The 21233-nt window shown below is 64.4% G+C and carries 16 protein-coding genes; 11 read left to right on the top strand and 5 right to left on the bottom strand.

Annotated elements, in window-relative coordinates:
* The first annotated feature begins 124 nt into the window (after nucleotides 1–124).
* Genes C1A15_RS16750 through C1A15_RS16740 form a run of 3 tightly spaced genes read left to right on the top strand, consistent with a single transcriptional unit; the run spans nucleotide 125 to nucleotide 2900 of the window.
* The gene (locus C1A15_RS16750) at nucleotides 125–1090 is read left to right on the top strand and encodes an ATP-binding cassette domain-containing protein (RefSeq protein WP_101723623.1); all 966 of its coding nucleotides are present in this window, start codon (nucleotides 125–127) and stop codon (nucleotides 1088–1090) included.
* Nucleotides 1083–1994, top strand: coding sequence for an ABC transporter permease subunit (locus C1A15_RS16745; protein WP_146001888.1), 912 nt, complete (start codon nucleotides 1083–1085; stop codon nucleotides 1992–1994). The genes C1A15_RS16750 and C1A15_RS16745 overlap by 8 nt, the downstream gene beginning before the upstream one ends.
* An 18-nt stretch (nucleotides 1995–2012) precedes the next feature.
* A complete protein-coding gene (locus C1A15_RS16740; RefSeq protein WP_101723621.1) occupies nucleotides 2013–2900 on the top strand; it encodes a sensor histidine kinase in 888 nt (295 codons plus the stop codon).
* Between the two features lie 141 nt (nucleotides 2901–3041).
* On the opposite strand, the gene C1A15_RS16735 is transcribed toward C1A15_RS16740, so the two are convergent.
* Complete coding sequence (locus C1A15_RS16735; RefSeq protein ID WP_101723620.1) at nucleotides 3042–4256, bottom strand: diphosphate--fructose-6-phosphate 1-phosphotransferase; 1215 nt, start codon at nucleotides 4254–4256, stop codon at nucleotides 3042–3044.
* Between the two features lie 155 nt (nucleotides 4257–4411).
* Here C1A15_RS16735 and C1A15_RS16730 point away from each other — a divergent pair, with 155 nt between their 5' ends.
* Nucleotides 4412–5089, top strand: coding sequence for a TetR/AcrR family transcriptional regulator (locus C1A15_RS16730; RefSeq protein WP_101723619.1), 678 nt, complete (start codon nucleotides 4412–4414; stop codon nucleotides 5087–5089).
* Nucleotides 5090–5288: 199 nt separating this feature from the next.
* Nucleotides 5289–6575 (top strand): MFS transporter, encoded by a 1287-nt coding sequence (locus C1A15_RS16725; protein ID WP_101723618.1) that lies wholly within the window; start codon nucleotides 5289–5291, stop codon nucleotides 6573–6575.
* A 328-nt stretch (nucleotides 6576–6903) separates the two neighbouring features.
* On the opposite strand, the gene C1A15_RS16720 is transcribed toward C1A15_RS16725, so the two are convergent.
* Complete coding sequence (locus C1A15_RS16720) at nucleotides 6904–7209, bottom strand: helix-turn-helix domain-containing protein (RefSeq protein ID WP_101723617.1); 306 nt, start codon at nucleotides 7207–7209, stop codon at nucleotides 6904–6906.
* Nucleotides 7210–7468: 259 nt separating this feature from the next.
* Between C1A15_RS16720 and C1A15_RS16715 the strand changes: the two genes are divergently transcribed.
* The 5 genes from C1A15_RS16715 to C1A15_RS16695 all read left to right on the top strand — a co-directional run bounded on the left by C1A15_RS16715 (nucleotide 7469) and on the right by C1A15_RS16695 (nucleotide 15612).
* A complete protein-coding gene (locus tag C1A15_RS16715; RefSeq protein WP_146001887.1) occupies nucleotides 7469–8941 on the top strand; it encodes a leucine-rich repeat domain-containing protein in 1473 nt (490 codons plus the stop codon).
* Nucleotides 8871–9707, top strand: coding sequence for a DUF6273 domain-containing protein (locus tag C1A15_RS16920; protein WP_146001886.1), 837 nt, complete (start codon nucleotides 8871–8873; stop codon nucleotides 9705–9707). Before C1A15_RS16715 ends, C1A15_RS16920 begins: the two co-directional genes overlap by 71 nt.
* A gap of 28 nt (nucleotides 9708–9735) precedes the next feature.
* Entirely contained in the window at nucleotides 9736–11013 is a 1278-nt protein-coding gene (locus C1A15_RS16710) for an InlB B-repeat-containing protein (RefSeq protein ID WP_180953132.1), read from the top strand.
* 498 nt (nucleotides 11014–11511) lie between these two features.
* Nucleotides 11512–14493: a leucine-rich repeat protein gene (locus tag C1A15_RS16700; RefSeq protein WP_101723613.1), complete on the top strand. Its 2982-nt coding sequence runs from the start codon at nucleotides 11512–11514 to the stop codon at nucleotides 14491–14493.
* A gap of 21 nt (nucleotides 14494–14514) precedes the next feature.
* Entirely contained in the window at nucleotides 14515–15612 is a 1098-nt protein-coding gene (locus C1A15_RS16695; protein ID WP_101723612.1) for an InlB B-repeat-containing protein, read from the top strand.
* 41 nt (nucleotides 15613–15653) lie between these two features.
* Here the strand turns inward: C1A15_RS16695 and C1A15_RS16690 are convergent, their stop codons facing one another.
* The 3 genes from C1A15_RS16690 to C1A15_RS16680 all read right to left on the bottom strand — a co-directional run bounded on the left by C1A15_RS16690 (nucleotide 15654) and on the right by C1A15_RS16680 (nucleotide 18374).
* Entirely contained in the window at nucleotides 15654–16898 is a 1245-nt protein-coding gene (locus C1A15_RS16690; RefSeq protein ID WP_101723611.1) for a glycoside hydrolase family 3 protein, read from the bottom strand.
* A 190-nt stretch (nucleotides 16899–17088) separates the two neighbouring features.
* Nucleotides 17089–17820 (bottom strand): anaerobic ribonucleoside-triphosphate reductase activating protein, encoded by a 732-nt coding sequence (locus C1A15_RS16685; protein ID WP_101723610.1) that lies wholly within the window; start codon nucleotides 17818–17820, stop codon nucleotides 17089–17091.
* Between the two features lie 2 nt (nucleotides 17821–17822).
* Nucleotides 17823–18374, bottom strand: a complete 552-nt coding sequence (locus C1A15_RS16680; RefSeq protein WP_101723609.1) for a pyridoxamine 5'-phosphate oxidase family protein — start codon at nucleotides 18372–18374, stop codon at nucleotides 17823–17825.
* A gap of 358 nt (nucleotides 18375–18732) precedes the next feature.
* Here C1A15_RS16680 and C1A15_RS16675 point away from each other — a divergent pair, with 358 nt between their 5' ends.
* Nucleotides 18733–21168 (top strand): ribonucleoside triphosphate reductase, encoded by a 2436-nt coding sequence (locus tag C1A15_RS16675; protein WP_101723608.1) that lies wholly within the window; start codon nucleotides 18733–18735, stop codon nucleotides 21166–21168.
* Nucleotides 21169–21233: the final 65 nt, after the last annotated feature.

Here is a 21233-nt window from a genome sequence, read left to right as displayed (position 1 = left end):
GGCGGGCCCGCCGGCACATTCCCCGTCGGCTTCTTCAAGCTTTCTTAAAGGTTGGTTCATCCTTCCTGAAACCCTCTTCCGTAAGCTGGAAACACGGTGAGAAGGCAAACGGAAAGGAGCGTTCATGAACGTTGTTGAGACGCGGGGGCTCACGAAGTCCTACCGCGGGAAGCGCGCGGTCGACCGGCTCGACCTGCACGTGGCGCAGGGCGACATCTACGGGTTCGTCGGGAAGAACGGGGCAGGGAAGTCCACCGTCATGAAGATGGTCTGCGGCCTGGTGACGCCCGATGAGGGCGAGATCGAGCTGTTCGGCAACCGTATGGAGGAGTGCGGTCGGCCGGAGGGCGCGTCGCGCGTCGGGGCGCTCATCGAAGCGCCGGGGCTCGTGCCCAACCTCTCCGCCTATGAGAACCTCATGGCGAAGGCCCTGGCGATGGGCGTGGCGGCTGCCCCCTCACGCTGCCGTGAAGCGCTTGCGCTGGTCGGGTTGGACGGCGTGGGCAAGAAGAAGGCCAAGGGCTTCTCGCTCGGCATGAAGCAGCGGCTGGGCCTCGCGCTCGCGCTCGTGGGCTCGCCCGACCTGCTGCTGCTCGACGAGCCGCTGAATGGCCTGGATCCCGAGGGCACGCGCGCCATGCGCAACCTCATCGTGCGGCTGAACCAGACGCTCGGCGTGACGGTGGTCATCAGCTCGCACGTGCTGGACCAGCTCGATCGCGTGGCCACGCGCTTCGGCGTCATCGCCGAGGGCCGCATGGTGCGCGAGATGACCTCCGAGCAGATGCAGGCCGAATGCGGCGACAGCCTGCGCGTGCGCACCGTCGATCCGGCCCGTTCGCTCGCGCTGATGGAAGAGACGTTTCCCCAGGCGACGCTGCGCGCGCTGCCCGACGGGGCGCTCTCCGTCTCGGGCGACTACGACGCGGCGGCCGTGTCGCGCCTGCTGCACGACGCCGACCAGACGGTGCTGGAGCTGAACCCCGTGCGCCGGGACATCGAGGACTATTTCGTGGAGCTTATGGAAGGCGGCGCACGTGGGGCAACGGGCGCCGTTTCGGGCGAGGAAGGCGGTGCGCACCATGTTTAACCTGTTGAAATCCGATGTCTTCCGGCTCGTACGCGGCAAGATGCTGTGGGTGGCCCTGGCCTTCCTCGCGCTCGTGGTGATGGGGGCGGCCGGGCTGGTCTGGTTCGCCACCACGCCCGAGTTCGCCCAGATGGTGAACGAGCAAGCGCAGGAGGAGGCGCGCCAGAGCGGCGCGACCGTCACGCTCACCGCGCCGAACGGCGCCGGCCTCGACGCCGAGGAGGTGCAGGCGCTCAACGAGAAAGTTATCGGCAGCCGCACCTACTCCTACGGCAACACGTTCATGGTGGGCTTCCTCGGGCTGATCGTCGCGGTGTTGGCGGCGCTGCTGGCCTCGTCCGACTTCGACACGGGGTTCGCGAAGAACGTGCTTGCGGGACGCGGCGACCGCAGGGCGTACTTCGCGGAGAAGCTCGTGCTGATCGCGGCCTTGTGCGCGGTTTTCCTGCTGGCTGGCATGCTCCTGTCGGATGCGGTGTACGCGGTCCTCGGATTCTCCTACGAGCGCACGGAGACGGTGGGCGAGTACTGGAGCTGGGCGGGGTTGTCGTGGATCGTGCTGACGGCGTACGCGTTCCTCGCCGCGCTCATCGCATGGGCGACGCGCAGCAAGACGGTCGGCGTCGTGTTCGCGGCGCTTGTGCCCACGGGCTTCGTCGAATCGATGGCTCTGGGGGCGGCTGCCGTGCTCGCGCCGGCCATGCCCCTGGTGGGCGATGCGGTGCAGTGGCTTCCGCTGTCCGTGCAGCAGCGGCTGGCGGCGGGAGGCACGGGCCTGTTCGAAACTGGCGCGTCGGCTGTGGCCGGGTTGTCGCCGGCGGCGCAAGGGCTTATCGTATTCGGGGCGATCGCGGCCGTGTGCGCGGCGCTGTCGCTCACGGCGTGCCGGAAGAGGGACGTCTAAGGTACGGAGGGCGTGCGGATGATGTATATGCTGGTGGGAATCGCGTGCTTGGCGGTCGGCGCTGCGCTTGCGTGGGTCGCATGCGGTCGGGAGCTGCGCCGCATGGCGAGGTTCCTGCGCGGGCGGGAGGCGCGCAGCAACGCGCGGATGACGGTGCAGGTGCCCGGACGGGCGTTCGCCGAGCTGGCTGAGGCGGTGAACGCCCAGCTGGACGCCGCGCAGCAGGAGCGGCTGGACGGCCAGCGCCGCCAGCAGGAGTTCCAGCGCGACCTGGCCAGCCTCTCGCACGACATCCGCACGCCGATCATGGGCGCGAAAGGGTACCTGCGCCTCGCGCAAGACGAGAGCGACGAGGCCGGGCGCGCACGGCGCTTGGCCGCAGCCGAGGCGCGGCTCGACGACATGGGCGCGCTCCTCGACCAGCTGTTCGCCTACGCGCAGGCGAACGACCCCGACCTCGCGCTCGACCTCGTCCCCGTGGCCGTGCTGCCGGCGCTGGCCGACGTGCTGGTGGGGCAGTTCCCCGCGTTCGAACGGCGCGGATGGGAGCCATGCGTGGACTTCGAGGACGAGGCGCTTTCCGTGGACGCCGACGCCGAGGCTCTCGCGCGCATCTTCGAGAACCTCGTGGCGAACGCGCTGCGCTACGGCTCGGGGCCGCTTGCGGTGGAGCAGCGTGGAGCTTGCGTGACGTTCGCGAACGAGGTGCCCGACCCCGCCGCCCTCGATCCCGAGCGTTTGTTCGAGCGCTTCTACCGCGCCGACGACGCCCGCAGCGCGATCGGGAGCGGCCTCGGCCTGGCCGTGTCTGCCAGCCTCGCCGCCTCCATGGGAATGCGCCTGTCCGCGCGCGTGAAGGGAAACGTGCTGGTCGTGGAGCTGGGGCTGCCGGCGACCTTACGTTAAACGTCCCTGTTTGCTGTCATGCGCGAACGGAGGAGCGGTTACTGCAGCAAAAGCGATAATCCATAGCGAGACGACGCAACAGCGATCCCGCTACATCTTGCTACATCTTGTGGCCCGCCGTCGCCACCCGCCGCCGCGTCGTCATCGTCGGTTGAACGGCACGATGGTGGCGGGGATGCCGCCTTCCATGACCACGCGCGGCTCGCCCTTGATGAGCGGACGGAAGTACTCGACCGCCTCGGGCACGATGCCCTGGTAGTTCGGCATTATCCACTCGGCGGGGAAGTGCTTCACGAAGTTCGCGAACTCGGCTGCCGGCGCGGCGAAGAACTTCGCGTTGTAGAAGCCGTTGGCTGCCGCGGCCTCGTCGCGGCGCACGCCCACCACCTGGCCGGTGAACGCGGGATCGGCGCTGCGCATGTGGGCGCTCAGCCCCAGCTCCCATGCCTCGGTCCGGTCGACGATGCTCTGCGCGAAGTTGCTGGAGCGCGCCGCGCGCGACAGATCCTGCACGATGCCGCGCGGCACGATGCCGGCGTCGACGATCATCTGCTTGATGGCGGCCGCCGCGCCTCCCAGAACGGCGTGGGCGAAGCCGTCGTTCGCCGAAGAGCCGGCCGATAGGTACGTGCCGTCCGCATAGTGCGCGCCCTCCGACGTGACGATGTAGCACTTGCCCGTCTCGTCGAACTTCTTGCGCACCTCGGCCAGAAATGCGTTCTGGTCGAAGTCAGCCTCCGGCAGCACGAGCAAGTCCACGTCGCCCGTGACGCAGCAGCTGGCCGCCAGCCAGCCCGCGTCGCGGCCCATCACCTCGAGCACGAACACCTCGGGGCGCGTGTACGCGTCGTAGTCGAGGCGCGTGGCGTGCGTGATCTCGCAAGCCACCTTCGCCGCGCTCGGGAAGCCGGGGCAGTGGTCCACGGGCACCAGGTCGTTGTCCACGGTCTTGGGAATGCCGATGAAGCGCTTCCCCGGCGCATTCGCCTGCGCCCACTCGGCCAGCGCGTCTACGGTGTCCATCGAATCGTTGCCGCCGATGTAGAACATCGTCGAGATGTCGTGGGCGTCCATCACCTCCACCAGGCGGCGATAATCGGCGTCGTTGCCGCGTTTCAGCTTGTAGCGGCAGGTGCCCAGCGCCGACGACGGCGTTTGCTGCAAGAGCTCGATGTCACGTCCCGTGAGGTCGGTGAGGTCGTAGAGCCGGTCGTCCAGCGTGCCTTCGATGCCGTACAGCCCGCCGTAGACGCGATCGTACAGCGGGTTCAGCTGATTGGCACGCACGACGCCGGCCAAGCTCGAGTTGATGACGGCGGTGGGTCCGCCGGATTGTGCAACAAGGCAGGTGCTCATAGGTCGATGCTCCTGTTCTCTCTGATCGCTTGGGGGCATGCGCCTCAGTATGAAGCTGGTCGCAGGGCGCGGCAAACTTTTTCTTGCCATCTCCACCGGAGTATCGTAGGATACATACCGTTGGTATGTATGTACATGCGTGGAGAGGAGGGCCGATGGCTCGCAACAAGCATCCCGAGGAAACGGTGAACCGCATCCTCGACGTGGCCCTGGCCCTGTTCTACGAGAAAGGGTACGACAAAACCAGCATCCAGGACATCATCGATCGGTTGGGCGGCCTCACGAAAGGCGCGGTGTACCACCACTTCAAGTCGAAGGAGGACATTCTGTCGGCCGCCCTTGACCGCGACAACGCGGCGCTGTACGCCGAGCTTCGGCGCATCCGCGATGATGGTGGCATGAACGGAGCGGAGAAGCTGCAAGCCCTGTTCGCGGCTTCGGTCGCCGGGCCGCAGATGGACATGTGGGCAAACGCCGCCCCCGACGTGGACCCGGTGAAGAACGCGCGCTTGCTGGGCATGCAGTACCAATCGGTGTTCGCCGAGACGGTGCCCGATTTCGTGCTGCCCATCGTGGAGCAGGGCGTGCGCGACGGCAGCATCGTCACGGATTACCCGCGCGAGTTCAGCGAGGTCATCGTGCTGTTGGCGAACTTGTGGGCCAGCCCTATGTTCCGCGCGTGCACCGCGAAGGAGCTGCGTACGCGCATCGACTACTACATCGACGTCGTGAAAGCGCTCGGCGGGTTGTCCCTGGCGGAGGACGGGGTGGCGTCCCTTTTGGAGGGGTATCGCAGTCAATTCAACGAAAGGCTCGATGCGGTGAACTCGTAGAAAATGCGAACGAATGTTTTCACGTGAAACATCCCGTGCGTTGAAACTCGGAGGAACGGGCCGGGGGAGGGCGGGCTAAGCTTGGATTTCGCCTTAAGCTTTCGAGCTCCCCTTCGCACTGGAACCATGGTTGCCTTGCAACCTTCTTTTTTACCCTCTATACATACCGACTGAATGTATGTAAACGAAAGGAAGAGAAATGAACACGCTGCTCAATCGATCGTTTGTCTCAGTTATATTCGCGCAGATCGCCTCGCTGTTCGGCGACGCGGTGCTGCGCTTCGCCCTGCCGTTGTACGTGCTGAACCAAACGGGGTCGGCGGCGCTCATGGGAGCGGTGTCCGCCTGCGCCTGGATCCCCTATATCGTGCTGACGCCGATCGGCGGGGTAGCAGCCGACCGCGTGAACAAACGGCGCATCATGGCGGCGCTCGACGCGATCTTGGCGGTGACCTGCGGCGCGTTCCTCGCGCTCGACGGCGTTATCGATCTCGTCGGCCTGTCCATCTGCGCGCTCATCGTCCTGTACGCCGCGCAGAGCGTGTACCAGCCCACGGTGCAGGCGGCGGTGCCGTTCATCGTGCCGCGCGAAGGCATTGTGCGCGCTACCGCCATCGTCAGCCAGATCAGCGCGCTGTCGGGACTCGTGGGTCCTGTGCTGGGCGGCCTGCTGTTCGGGCTGTTCGGCATCGAGCCGGTGGTTCTCGTGTCCGGCGTGGCGTTCGCGCTTTCGACGTTGCTCATCGTGCTGTTCGTGCGCATTCCCCGCGACGCCATCGAGCGCAGCACGGTGGGCGTGGTACGCACCGTGGCGAACGACATCGCCGAGAGCTTCTCGTTTTTGCGTCACGAGCGCACGGTCATCCTCAAGGTCATCTTCCTCGTCGCGGGCATCAACCTCACGCTGACGGCGTTCATCCTCATCGGCGCGCCGGTGACCATCACGCAGATCCTCGGGCTGCCCAACCAGTACATGGGCTTCGCGGAGGGCGCCATGGCGTTGGGCGGCTTGGCGGGCGGCATCTCGGTGGGCGTGTTCGCGAAGCGCTTGAAGCTGAGCAGCGCGCCGCTGTTCCTGCTGGCGTCGGCGCTGGGGCTGCTGCCGATCGCCGTGGTGCTGGGCGTGCCGATGGATGCGATGGCGGCGTACGGCATGGTGGTGGCAGGCCTGTTCGTGTCCATGGCGTGCGCGACGATGTTCAGCATCCAGGCTATCTCGTTCGTGCAGCTTGAAACGCCGGGACATCTGGTGGGGAAGGTCATCGCGCTCACCATGTCGATGGCGAACTGCGCGCAACCCATCGGCCAGCTCGTCTACGGCGGCCTGTTCGATGCGCTCCGCGGAAACCTCGTGCCGGTGGCGGTGGGCACGGCGGCCATCGCGTTCGTCATCGGGATGATCACGTTCCGCGTGCTGCGGAAGGGGTTGGCGAACCTGGCGGAAGGCGAGGCTGCGGAGGAAGCCGAGGCGCTGGAAGCCGCTTAACCGATGCGGAGCGCATCGGATGTCCCGGGCACGTCGGGCATCGGGTCCTCGGAGGCCGCGGCGGCGCGTGCTGCGAGGGCTCGGGCAACGGCGTGCCGCTGGCGAGGGGAGTGCCAGCCTCTGGCGAGGGCAGCGCAGCGCAGCGATTGCGCTGCTTGGCAGAGATCGCACGATATGAACGAGAATAGCCGAAGCTTACTTTTACCGACCTGGGGTTTCTCAATCTGGCTTACGAAAAACCGTTGCAGAATCGTTCATATCGTTTGATCTCTGCCAAGCGATCGCCCGCAAGCGCCCGTCGCGCAGGCGCTTGGGAAGTTGCCCTGTCTCAGTAGACGGAGCGCAGCGCGCGGGCTAGGGTGGCCAGCATCTCCTGGCCCTCGGGCTTGAGCGCGCGGAAGCTGCTGATCAGCTGGCGCTCGAGCGGGATCTGCGGTACCGAACGTCCGGCCAGCTCATCAAGCGAAATGCCCAAGGCGTCGGCCATGGCGACGGCCTTGGGCAGCGTAGGCTCCTTCTTTCCCGAAACGTAATCCGACATCATGCTCGTGGTGATGCCCGACATCCTGCACAGGTCGGCCTGCGTCAGATCGCGTTCGTAGAAGATGTTGTTCAACGACTCGGATAAGCCCACGTATTAACAGCTCTCTTTTGCTGTTGAAGCAAACGAAAAGAGAGAACCTCCCATGGGGCAATCATATCTTCGAAAGAGAAAAAGGCTTGAGACTGATCGCTATCGAGATGAACTTGTCCTATATAGCGGACAAACCCGATTTCGTCTTATAAGAGCTCGCTAGAATACTGCCGTACAAGTTGAAGAGTGCCTGATAGGGCTCGCTTTGATTAAGCGAGCTCGACTCTTTCTGTCTGAGAGCGTCTAAGAGGAGGATCGCGTGAAACAAGGAAGCTGTAAGTGCGTTTGTGCCAAATACGCGATGGCGGCGCTCGTTGCTCTTATTCTATCTTTCGCGACCTTTGATGTTGGAGAGGCTGCCAATCTAGAAGGCGAGGCTGACGACGACACCCCGGCTGTGGCTCGCATCGAAAGCGAGGTCGCTCTTTCGAAAGACTCCCTGCCCGTGATGGTCGGCGAGATCCGCGCCGACGGCCTCGTGTACCGCATTATGCCCGACGGCGCGTCCGTCGCGCTCGTCGGCTGGTACGGAAAGGCGCTTCCTGGCAACGTCGCGATCCCTGCCAGCGTGTCGACTGGGACGAGCAATTTTGAGGTGGTCGCAGTCGAAGACGAAGCCATTCTCAAGGGTTCCGAAGTGGAGTATCTCACTATTCCCGCGTCTGTTGAGAAGATTGTCGACGGCGCCCTCTCCGGCTGCGATTCCCTCGCGCGCATCATAGTCTCGGAAGAAAACGAAGCCTACTCCTCCTTCGACGGCATGCTGTTCTCGAAGGATCTCGAAGACCTCCTGTTCGTTCCCGAGGGCAAGGAGGGCGTAGCTGCTATCCCCGACCAGACGGCGACTGTCCCTGCCTCGGCATTTTCCCGGTGCCCGAGGCTTAAAGCCGTCGAGGTCGGGGAGGGCAACATGGCCTTCTACTCGGAGGACGGTACACTTTATTCGAAAGAAACGCAGACGATTGTCGCAAGCCCACTTGATGCCGAGTCGGCACCTTTGGAAAATGACGCACAGCCTGATAATGCTGAGGATTTGCATAACGAACTCGCAATGGAAGAGCGTACGACGAACGAGCCGATACGCGAATCTGAGAGTGAAGACTCTATGGAAGATGTGACTGGCAGTGTCCCGACTTCGGAAATTCCGAAAATCAACGAAGAGCGTCCGATTCTGCCTGCTGAATATCTCGCTTCGCTCAACACCAGAGCGACTTCCATTAACGTGACCGCTCCAATTGTTGTTACGTTTGGCGACGGCAACGGCTACGACGTGGCCAATCCGCCGACGAGCGTGACTTCGACGGGCTACTTCGAGAACAATTCTGACAGCAAAGTTCAACTTGCCAAGGTGGAGTGCGCCGACAACGGTGCCGACAAGGTGCTCGAGCCAAGGTCGGGAGCACCGGCCTTGGCCTCCCAGAAGCTTTTCGGCCTCTATCCGTCAGGTGCGGATTCGAAGGCTGTCGACCTCGGTTACGGTTCCGAGGTGAACGTCGTAACGCTGGGCATCGGTGCTTTCTCCATCGATGCGGGTTCTAAGCTGGAATGCGTGTACCGTTTGAATTTGGGAAGCGCCCAAGTAAAGGCCTCTGCCGCCGATAACGGCATGTCGGTGCAGCCACTATCCACTCTGACCTGCACATTTGAGGCGATTGGCCAGGGTGAAGAAACTGACGATTTCTATCTCAAGGACAACGATAGCCAGCTTAGCCGAAGTCAAGGCACATGCTGAAGATATCTCCGCCAGAGGTGCGGGGTCGCCGTACTACGATCGGTACATCGGCTACGTATCCGACGAAAAACGATACGAGTGCAAGACGAAGTGGGACGGCGTCTCTTACGACGTGCGGATCATAGGCGTCAACCACGACACCAAGTCAGACAATTCCGGCACGGCAGGCCTCACCTTCCAGTTCGTGAACTGCCTCGAGCCTCATGACTTAGACGATTGGGGCTACAACAAAGGATATCGTTTTAACGCGGGAACTTCCTCGTTCAACACTAATGCAGGAGGTTGGGGAGCGAGCGAGTTGCGAGCCCGGATGAATCCGGGAGAGGACAGCGTTGCGTACGGAACCGACGATAACGCCATATGGAGCATGGTTCCTGGCGAGTTGCAGGATGCCATCGTGGAGGTGGAAAAGAGATACGCGCAGTCTAGCGATGCGGATACCGTCGTTGTTTCTCCTGATAAGCTGTTCGTAGCGAGTTACTCGGAGCTTGTTGCAAGCAGCTATTGGTCGGACAGCTATCCTTGGACTTCGCAAGAGGGCGACCAGTATGAGTATTGGAAAGGCAAGGTGACCAACAATGCTGCAGGAAACCCTCTTCTTTCCAAATGCAATCAGTCCTCTTCGTCGGCGATTATCTGGTGGGAACGCTCCATTGCTCCTTATGAGGGAAGTTCGAGTTTCGCCTTCGTAGCTCCGAACGGTAATCCTGGAAGCTATAACGGTGCAAGTAATTCGAATGGCGTGTGCCCCTGCTTCTGCCTCTAATGGAGGTGCGGAAAGGATGGCGGAAGTAATGTTGCACGAAAGAATGAGAAAGATGCTTGGCGCGGCGTTGGTGTTTTCGCTTGCGATGTCGATAGCGTTTCCCGGTGCATCTTTCGCCGATGGTTCGACTGGCACCCAGCTGGGCCTGCGCATCACCGATTCTTCGCAGAGCCAAGGTTCGGGCGAGGAAGGTGAGCCCGGCTCGACCCAGCTCGGCATCCGAGTGACCGACTCGTCGAATCCGGCTCCGCTTACCGTGACGGTGACGTTCGACGCAAATGGCGGATCGGCAGTGAGCGATCAGATTGTCGCGTACAACACGGCCGTCACCGAACCGGCCGATCCCGTTTGGGAAGGCCACGCCTTCGCTGGATGGTTCACGGAGCCTTCCGGTGGCTCGGCTTACGACTTCGATGCCGCGGTGCTTGGAAACCTGATCCTTTATGCGCACTGGACCGTACACGTTTACACGGTATCGTTCGAAACGGATGGCGGCACGCTCGTCGATTCTCAAACGGTTGACCATGGTGGCTTGGCAGCGAGGCCCGCCGACCCGTCGAAAGCCGGCTACGAGTTCGAAGGCTGGTTCTCCGACGTCGGATGCACCCAGCCTTACGACTTCAATGCTGCCGTGGCATCGGATAAGGTGCTCTATGCGAAATGGGCTGCTAGCTACACGGTGGCCTTCAACAAGAACGGCGGCGAGGGCGACATGGCCCCCATGGATATGGTCGTCGGCCAAAAGAAGGCCCTGGCCGCGAACTCCTTCACCAGGACCGGCTACACCTTCAAGGAATGGAACACGAAGCCCGACGGCTCGGGCGCGCCCTACGCCGACGGGGCCGAGGTCGACTTCGCCTCGGCGACGGCGGGCTCGGAGGTCAAGCTCTACGCCCAATGGGCGCTCCAGGTGGTCTGCGACGTGCCGACGGCGGCCGCCGTCACCGTCGACGCCTTGGGCGCCGTCACGGGCGAGGACCAGGAGTTCGTCTCCGGCTCCGCCGCGCCCCTGGAGATGAGCGCCGTCAAGAGCGCCAGGCTCGCAGGGGTGGAGTCCGTCTTCGCCGATGCGACCACCCTCTCGGGCGTGCGCGTGACGCTCACGCCGCCCGCCTCCGCGGGCTCGCCCGTGCAGGTGCCCCTCGCCACTTCGGGCGACGGCCAGCCCGCGGGCTTCGCCATCCCGACTAAGGGCAAGCTCTCGGTGTCCTTCGGCCTGTCGATTCCCGCAAACGCGAAGCTTTCCTTCGTCGGATCCGCCGCCGACGTCGCGCAGCTGACCTACGTCATAGGCCCCGCTTCCTGAGATTCATAGCACCTGTTCGCAAGCGCGTTTCTCGATTGAAGGGTGGTATGATGCGTCCTGGGGGCGCTTGCGTTTGCAGCCTTGCCTCCGAAATTCGCCCCTTCACAAATCGTTTTCGACGGCTATACTGTGGGACATATCCACCATAGTGCGGGATAAATACCGCATATCGAGAACGAGAAGCGAAGGTGCTGGGAGACATGAGGAACCAGAAGGCTCGTACGATGGGGCTCGGCAGGGCCGCCTGCGCGGCGGCACTCGCCCTCGGCCTCGCCCTGGCCGGCGCGTCGAGCGCGCTTGCGGCCTCCGAAACCTCCGGGGGGGGGGGCTTAACTAGCACGTCCCCGAACCCGGAAAACGCCTCCGGGGGGGGGGCTTTCAACTAGCCTAGGTTCCGAAGGAACCGACTCCCCGGCCGTCGGCTTCGCCGACGGCGCTCAAGATCCCGCCGGTTCGACCGCATCGTCCGGCGGCTCGCCTTCTCAAGCGGCCGCGAGCGTGCCGCTCTCCCAAGACCCCAAGCCCGCCGCCGGCGACCTGCGCGCCGACGGCCTCGTGTTCCGCGTGCAGCCCGACGGCGCGTCGGCCGCGCTCGTCGGCTGGTACGGCGAGAAGCTGCCCGCCGACGTGGTCGTTCCCGCGCGCGTTTCGAGCGGCGGCGACCCCTACGAGGTGCGGGCGATCGGCGTCGCCGACGACGAGGGGCGCTGCGGGCCCCTGCTTAAAGGCTCCGAGATCGAGTCGCTCTCGATCCCCGCGACCGTCTCCGAGATCGCCGACGGCGCTCTCTCCGGCTGCGATTCCCTGTCCCGCATCGCCGTCTCTCACGAGAACGAAGCCTACTCCTCCTTCGACGGCATGCTCTTCTCGAAGGACCTCTCAGACCTCCTGCTCGTTCCCGAGGGCAAGGAGGGCGCGGCCATGCTCCCCGACCAGACGGCGACTGTCCCTGCCTCGGCATTTTCCCGGTGCCGGAGGCTCCTTAAAGCCGAAGTCGGGGAGGGCTGCGCCGCGTTCTCCTCGCGGAACGGTATCCTCTATTCCAAGGACGTGAAGGCGCTCGTCGCGTGCCCGCCCGGCGCGGGCGGGGCCGTCGTCGTCCCGGAGGGCGTCGAGGCCATCGGCTCGGGCGCGCTCGCGGGCTGCGCCCTCTCGTCCCTGACGGTCTTGGGCGACGTGCGCGAGATCGCGCCCGACGCGTTCGACGACGCCGCGAAGGCCGCCGTCGTCGCGCTGCCCGAAGGCGCCGGCCGCGAAGTCTGGGAGGCCGCGGGCTTCGCGAGGTTCGCCGAGCCGGCGAGCCCCGGCGACACGGCCGAGCTGGAACCTGCCGGCCCCGACGCGCCCGAAGGCGAGGATCCCGGCTCCCCGCGGGCCGGCCTCTCCTTCGAGGTGCTCGACGACTACACCCTTTCGGCCTCCTGGGCGGGCGGCGAGGCCCCCTCGGAGCTCTCGATCCCCGCCACCGCCGAGGTCGGGGGCGCGTCCTATCGCGTGAGCGCCGTCGCCCCCGCGGGCTTCTCGAACCTGGCGACCCTCGAGTCCGTCATCCTCCCGGCGGGCGTCTCGGCGATCGGCGACGCCGCCTTCGCGGGCTGCACCTCGCTCGCCTCCATCGACGTCCCCGACGGCGTCACATTAATAGGCGAGCGGGCCTTCGAGGCGACCGCCCTGACGGAGGCCTGGCTCCCCGAAAGCGCCCGGACGGTAGGCCCGCGCGCCTTCGCCGCGTGCGGCTCGCTCTCGCGCGTCGTCGCGCTGGGCAGCCCGGACGTGGCCCCCGACGCCCTCGCCGAGTGCTCGGGAGTCTCGGTCTACTGCCCGGCCGGCTCAGAGGATGCCTGGAGCCCCGGCCTTCCCGCCGCGGGCAACCACGTGCTCCCGTACGCCGCGACGCTCTCGGCGGAGCCGCTGGCCCTGGCCGCCGGCGAGACCGCCGACCTCCTCGAGGGCGGCGAGCTCCTTGCCCCCGAGCCGGTGGAGGCGTCCTACTCATACCCGGCGAAGCCCCTGTCCGTCGATGCCGACGGCTCCGTCGCCGGCAAGTCCGAGGGCGCGGCCGACGTGGCCGTCTCCCTGACGCTCGACGGCGTCGAGCTCGCCCGCGCCTCGCGCTCGGTCGAGGTGGCCCCCGGCGAGGCCGACGCTTCTTCGTCCGAGCCCGCGGTCGTCAGCGAGGACCGCCAGCTCCTTCCGTCCGCCTACCTCGCCGGCGAGCGTGCCGCCGCGGCCCCCATCAGCGTCACCGCCCCGGTCGCCGTCACCTTCGGCGACGGCAACGGCTACGACGTGGCGAACCCGGCGACGAGCGTCACGTCGAAGGGCCGCTTCGTCAACAATTCGAACGGCATGGTGACCTTGTCGAATCTGTCCTGCGAAGACGTTGGGGCCTCGGCTCTCCTTGAGGCGGGCGACGGTTCCCCTGCGCTCGAATCCCAGGCGCTCTTCTCTCTGTACCCTGGCGATGACGTTTCTAAAGCCGTCGATTTTGGATACGGTGCAGAGGTTCGTTCTGCGCAGCCTCGTGGCGAGAAGGACTTCTTGATTCCCGCAGAGGGCGGGCTCGACTGTACCTATCGGTTGAATCTTGAAGGTGCCACGGTGCGGTCGTCCGCAGCCGATAACGGCATGAGCGTTAAACCTCTCGCTAACGTGATCTGCACATTTGAGAACGTGAGCTTCTATTTGAAAGACGTCTCGAAGAATTCCGTGTATAGCCTCGATGAAGTGAAGGCTCAGGCCGAGGACATCTCGTCGAACGGCGAGTCCTCCGAGTATTGGAAGGTTTATCAGGGTTATATCGCTGACGATTCCGCGTACGAATGCAAGGTCGCATGGGGTGACGGCCAAACGTACGACTTGCGAATTATCGGGATCAACCATGACGACAAGGTATCCGGCGGCAAGGCCGGCCTCACGTTCCAGTTCAAGAACCTGCTGGATATGACGTATCGAATGAAGGATGCTGCAAACTGCATAGGAGGCTGGGGGCAAAGCGAGCTGCGGGCGAATATGAATCCCGGTGTGGATACGACGATCGACGGGAAGGACGAAAACATCATCTGGGACCAGGTGCCTCCTGCTTTGCAGCAGGCTATCGTGCCTGTCAAGAAATACTACGGCCCAGACAGAACTTCGACGGATCCCGCTGTTGAGATTTCGAACGACAGTCTTTTTCTCGCGAGCTATCGAGAGCTTTCGGACGGCATCTACAGCGGCATATCAACGTTGGCGTGGCTCAGCAACGAAGGTTCGCAATACGAATACTGGCAGGGAAAAGTGCCGAACAGCTGGACGCCGAATCCCAGCATGGTGAAGGGCAAGCAGTCATCGCAATCGGAAGCGATTCCTTGGTGGATGCGAACGGTGAGCCCGGGTACCGCTTCGAACTATCTTATGATGGCTTCGAATGGCGACCCTGCGAGTGGCACTGCCGCCACGAGCAATTTGCCGGGCACCTGCCCCTGCTTCTGCCTCTGACATCGGAAGGAACTATTCGCCATGACCAGACGGTTGAATGCGCAGAACGTGCCCGGTCTTGCGTACGCAGCCTTAGTCTTCGCGTTCGTCTGCTTGCTCGCGATGCCTACGGCCGCGTTCGCGGAAGGCACGCAGCTGGGGCTGCGCATCACGGATTCATCCTCGTCGCAGGGTTCGAGCGATCCGTCCACGGGACAGCCCGGATCGACGACGCTCGGCATTAGAGTGACGGACTCCTCAAGCGGCGCCCCATTGACCGTGACTCTTTCGTTTGTCTCTCCCGGGGGTTCGACCGTTGCGTCTCAGGCGGTGCTCTACAACTCGGCACCCGTAAGGCCAGACGATCCGTCGTGGGCAGGGCATCGCTTCGATGGCTGGTATTGCGACGAAACGTACGAGACGCTTTACGATTTCGGAACGCCGCTCACGGAAGATGCGACGGCCTATGCGAAGTGGACGAGCCTGTACACCGTTTCGTTCGACTCCAACGAGGGGCAGGGTACGATGGAATCGATGCCCATGGTTTTCGGCGAATCCAAGAATCTGACCGCGAACGGATTTGTGCGTACGGGCTATGCGTTCGCAGGATGGAATACGCAGCCCGACGGCTCGGGCGACTTTTATGCTGACGGGTCGTCGGTGCTCGATCTGGCCGTGACGCCTGGCGATACCGTAACGCTCTACGCCCAATGGTCGCTTCGTATCTCTTGCTCCGTGCCTGCCGCACCTTGCGTCACCATCGATGCGGCCGGAAAGGCGACGGGGCAAACCGGAGCTTTTGTGTCTTCGACCGTTGAGCCCTTGTGCGTGACCGCGATCGAAAGCGAGGTGCTTCCTGCGGCCAGCTCGATTTTCGCCGATCAGTCCACGCTCGAGGGAGTTCGGATGGTGCTTACCCCGTCTGCCGGATCTTCGGTGCATGTGCCGCTTTCGACCTCCGGGGGAGGCGTGGCTTCTGGGTTCATCATTCCGAAGCAGGAAGGCTCGAAACGAGGCGAGCTTGTCGTTTCTTTCGGCCTTGCCCTCCCCTCGAATGCGAAGCTTTCCTATTGCTCCGATGCGGTCGATATTGCGCAGATAGCCTATGCGATCAGTCCCGCTTCCGATGTTGACGTGTAGTGGTTCACCAGGGTTTCGCTTGAGGTTGGCGATAGGACCAGCTACTCCTCCAGCGCGAGCTTCACCCTCACCACGCGCTGCACCGATTCGTCGATGCGCGCTTCCGTCAGGCGGCCGTCGTGTACGGCGTCGAGCACGCCTTGGTAGGTGGCGGCGAAATCCTCGGGCATGAGCACGATGTCGACGCCCGCCTCGAGCGCCGCGACGCCCATCTGCTCGGGGGCCACGTCGCCTACGGCGCCCATGCCCATCGAGTCGGTGATGATGAGGTTCTGGTAGCCCAGCTCCTCGCGCAGCAGGTCGGTGACGATGGCGGGGTTGATGGAGGCGGGCACGACGTCGCCCGTGGCGTTCGGCGCCGAAAGGTGGCCCACCATGACGAACGGGACGTCGGCCGCGATGGCTGCCTCGAACGGAACCAGCTCGAAGGCGCGCAGTTCGTCGAGGGTTTTCTCGGACACGATGGCGCCCTCGTGGCTGTCTCCCATCACGCCGCCGATGCCGGGGAAGTGCTTGGCGGTGCACAGCATGCCCGCGCTTTCAAACCCCTCGACCTGCGCTTCCACCATAGCCGCCACGAGCTGCGGGTCGGTTCCGAACGAACGCAGCGCCATCACGTCGACGGCGGGGTCGCCGCAGATGTCGGCGTCGGGGGCGAAGTCCACGTTGAAGCCCAGGTCGTGCAGGTACGTGCCGATGGTGCGCGCGACCTCCTCTGCCGCCGCGGGGTCGTCGGCGGCGCCGACGTCGGCCATGTCGCCCACGTTCTCGATGGGGAAGCCGGGGTTGCCTCCGACGCGCGAAACGGTGCCGCCCTCCTCGTCAACGCAGGTGAACAGCGGCAAGCCGACGGCTTCCTCGGAATACGCCTGCGCGTTGGCCAGCATAGCGGCGGTCTGGTCGGGGTCCAGCAGGTTCTTCTGGAAGTAGGCGATGCCGCCCACGGGATAAGCTCGCAGTGCCTCTTCGGTGGCGGGGCCGGCCTGCGTGACGGTGTCCACGCCCGTGATGGATTCGGGGCGCACGATGAACAGCTGCGCCACCTTCTGCTCGAGGGTGAGGGAGGCCGTTTTGTCGGCGGCGCGCTCGTCCAGCGTGGGCTCGTGGGACGGTTGGGCATCGGGCTGAGGCGTGGCTGCGGTAGCATCCCCGTCGGTGTCAGACGGCGTGCCGAACTCGGTTGCCGGCTGTTCGGGCGCGGCTTCCGGTTGCGAGGCGACGCACCCCGTCAGCGGCGCGAGCAAGCACGCCGCAAGCGCGCAGAGAACCAACCAACGTGAACGCATGCATCCCCCTTTGTCCTCGTCAAACCGGCGCGCCGTGCAGCGCGCCAAGCTCTCAGTATAGGGCGGGGCGCCGGCGAATCGCCGGTCATGATGCCGCTTTGAAAAAGGGTTGAAGCTCGCCGGTAACGTGGCGAAGCGGTCACCGTCGTGCGGTGCCGCGCCGCGCTCGTCCGCGTCCCGCGACGACGCGCTACTCCACGCCGCGCAGCGCGACGGTGGGCACCAGTCGCTGCAGCTCGGGCAGCAGCGCTCTCAAGTCGTCGGGATCCCACGCGTGGAAGCGGCCGGTGCCGCCCAGCACGCTTTCCGCGTCGATGAAGCTTTGCAGGTGCCATGCCTGCACGCCCTGCACCCACGCGGCCAGCGCGTGCAGGTCGTCGGCGGTATGCAGCTCGCGCACCACGGTGGTACGCACCTCGTAGGGAACGGTGCCCGTGAGCAGGAAGTCGAGCGAGGCCTGTACCGGCGCGAGGTCGAACGCGGGCACGCCGACGGTTTCGGCGTACCGCTCCGGCGCGTTCTTCACGTCCATCGCCACGCAGTCCACGAGGCCGGCCTTCACGAGGGCGCGCAGGCGGTCGGGGAAGCTGCCGTTCGTGTCGAGCTTTACCGTGTACCCCAGCTCGCGTACGCGTGCGCAGAAGTCCTCGATGCCGGGCTGCAGCAACGGTTCGCCGCCCGAGATGCACACGCCGTCGAGCAGCCCTTGGCGCTTGCTCAGAAAAGCGAAGAACTCGTCGAGCGAGATGGCGTCGGCGCTCGCGCTCGCGCCCGCGGTCGTCTCGTGCGCCGCGCCGCCCGTCACCAGATCGGCGTTGTGGCAGAACGGGCAGCGGAAGTTGCAGCCCGGCGTGAACACCGTGGCCGCGGTTTTGCCCGGGTAGTCGAGCAGCGTGAGCTTCTGCAAGCCGGCGATGCGCATGGCTACGCCGTCTCCCGTGCGCCCGCGATCGCGCAGGCACCTGCGGCGTCCGCACCCGCATCCGCGTGGCGGGGGCCTGAGCGCGCCTTGCCGCTGAGCTCGTCGATGTCGATGGCCCACACAGCCGTGTGCGGTCCTTCCAGCTCCATCGCCTTCCCGATGCCGTGCTTCGCCTCGGGCACGTACTTCATGCACAGGTTCACCAGCGCGTGCTTGAACTCGCCCACGTCGGACACCTCGCGGATGCGACCGAACGCCATGACCGACCGGAAGCTCGTAGTGAAATCGTCGTCCTCGAAGAACGCCTTGACGCCCGTCACCGCGGTCGCGCACACGCGGTTGTCGCGTCGGAAGTCGACCGTCTTGTGGCCGCCTTCGTTTGTGGCGTGGAAGTACAGCGCCTCGCCCATGCGCACGAAGGAGAGCGGCACGCCGTAGGGCATGCCGTCGTCGTCCACGGTGGACACCGTGACGAACTCCGCGGCGTCGAGCACGGCCAGCGCCTCGTCGCGAGACATGGCGCGCTCGGCACGGCGCAGGGGGAAATGGGTCATGGTGGGAGCTCCTTCGGATCGGTTGCGTGCTTCATCATAGCTCCCCGAAGCCTAGCGATCAAACCCGCTGCCGCTCGCCGAAAGGTTCGGCGCGGGGCGTCTGCAAAACGGACCGCGCGGTGCTTTGTTCTAAACGCGCAGGTCGCTTTTCGTAGAGCCTCGTCGAGCGCCCGCGCAAAACCCCAGATGGCGAAACCTACCATATATAGTTGTGCTTTGTGGTTGTATCTTCAACATATGGGTGACAAACATTGACTGACCCCCGCGACGCTGGTAGGGTGGGGGCTACCGCATACAAGGCGCGGACGACGGTCCGCTGCCGCATAAACGAAGCGAATCCACAGCAAAAGGAGCGAGCATGTACGAGGTTCAAAAGCGCGACGGCAAGATCGCGGAATTCGACATCGCAAAGATTTCGAGCGCCATCGCCAAAGCGTTCGACGCGTTGGAGAAACAGTACCATCCTTCCACGATCGACCTGTTGGCCCTCAACGTGACCGCGCATTTCGAACCTCGCATCAAAGACGGCATCGTCAGCGTCGAGGACGTGCAGGACAGCGTGGAGGAGGTGCTTTCCACGGCCGGGTACGCCGACGTGGCGAAGTCCTACATCCTGTACCGCAAGCAGCGCGAGAAGGTGCGTAACGCCAACGCGACGCTGCTCGACTACAAGGACCTCGTGGACCAGTACGTCAAGGTGGAGGACTGGCGCGTGAAGGAGAACTCCACGGTCACGTACTCCGTCGGCGGCCTGATCCTCTCGAACTCGGGCGCCATCACGGCGAACTACTGGCTCAGCGAGATCTACGACGACGAGGTGGCGAAGGCCCACCGCAACGCCGACATCCACCTGCACGATCTGTCCATGCTGACGGGTTACTGCGCGGGTTGGTCGCTCAAGCAGCTCATCCAGGAAGGCCTCGGCGGCGTGCCGGGCAAGATCACTTCGAAGCCGGCCAGCCACTTGTCCAGCCTCTGCAACCAGATGGTGAACTTCCTCGGCATCATGCAGAACGAATGGGCCGGCGCCCAGGCGTTTTCGAGCTTCGACACGTACCTCGCGCCCTTCGTGAAGGTCGACGATCTCACGTACGAGGAAACGAAGCAGTGCGTCGAGTCGTTCGTGTTCGGCGTCAACACGCCGTCGCGTTGGGGCACGCAGGCGCCGTTCAGCAACATCACGCTCGACTGGGTGTGCCCGGCCGACCTGCGCGACCAGCCGGCCATCGTGGGCGGCAAGGAGATGGACTTCACCTACGGCGACTGCAAGGCCGAGATGGACATGGTGAACAAGGCGTTCATCGAGATCATGATCGAGGGCGACGCGAACGGCCGCGGCTTCCAGTACCCCATCCCCACGTACTCCATCACGCGCGACTTCGACTGGAGCGAAACCGAGAACAACAAGCTGCTGTTCGAGATGACCTCGAAGTACGGCACGCCCTACTTCTCCAACTACATCAACTCCGACATGGAGCCGTCCGACGTGCGTTCCATGTGCTGCCGTTTGCGCCTCGACCTGCGCGAACTGCGCAAGAAGTCGGGCGGGTTCTTCGGCTCGGGCGAGTCCACGGGCTCCATCGGCGTCGTCACCATCAACATGCCGCGCCTGGCCTACCTCGCCACCGACGAGGCCGACTTCTACCGTCGTCTCGATCATCTCATGGACGTCTCCGCGCGCTCGCTGCACACGAAGCGCGAAGTGGTCACGCGCCTGCTCGACGCGGGCCTGTACCCGTACACGAAGCGCTACCTGGGCACGTTCGAGAACCACTTCTCTACGATCGGCCTCGTGGGCATGAACGAAGCGTGCCTGAACGCGCAGTGGCTGCGCGCAGACATGACGCAGGAGCCGGCGCAGGCGTTCACGAAGGACGTGCTCAACCACATGCGCGCTCGTCTGGCCGACTACCAGGAGGAATACGGCGACCTGTACAACCTCGAGGCCACGCCGGCCGAGAGCACCACGTACCGCTTCGCCAAGCACGACAAGGAGCAGTTCCCCGACATCATCACGGCCAACGAGCAGGGCAAACCGTACTACACGAACTCGTCGCACCTGCCGGTGGGCTTCACCGACGACATCTTCAGCGCGCTCGACGTGCAGGACGGGCTGCAGACGTTGTACACGTCCGGCACCGTGTTCCATGCGTTCTTGGGCGAGAAGCTGCCCGATTGGAAGGCAGCCGCCACGCTCGTGCGCAAGATCGCCGAGAACTACAAGCTGCCGTATTACACCATGTCGCCCACGTATTCCGTGTGCAAGAACCACGGCTACATCGCTGGCGAGGTGTACGAGTGCCCGTGCTGCCACGAGGAGACTGAGGTGTACTCGCGTATCACCGGCTACTACCGTCCGGTGAAAAACTGGAACGACGGCAAGTCGCAAGAATTCGCCGATCGCGTGGAGTACGACCTGGGGCATTCGCATCTGACGCGCGAAGGCGCCGTGGCCGTGACGGCGGCGGCCGAGACCGTCGGGCAAGCTGGCTCGCACGTGACGATCCCCGTTGCGGAGCAAGCCGCCGACCATAGCACGCTTCCCGCGGGCCTCTACCTCGTCGCCACGCGCACGTGCCCGAACTGCAAGTTCGCTGCCGCCGAGATGGATGCCGCCGGCATCGCGTACGAGGAGCTGCTGGCCGAAGAGAACGTGGAGCTCGCTCAACGCTACCGCATCATGCAGGCGCCGACGCTGCTGTCCGTGGCCGCCGACGGCTCCGTGGACGTCATCCCGGGCGCCGCGGCCGTGTTTCAGCACATCAACGCGACGAAAGCGCAGGTGACCGCCTAACCACCGATTTCGGTCGGTTTGAAACCGGGGCGCACCCGCCACCATACTCGCGAACGAGCCACCAG

Source organism: Eggerthella timonensis, assembly GCF_900184265.1.
In the GTDB taxonomy this organism is placed as follows: Bacteria; Actinomycetota; Coriobacteriia; order Coriobacteriales; family Eggerthellaceae; genus Eggerthella; species Eggerthella timonensis.
This window is presented reverse-complemented; position numbering and strand designations above follow the sequence as displayed.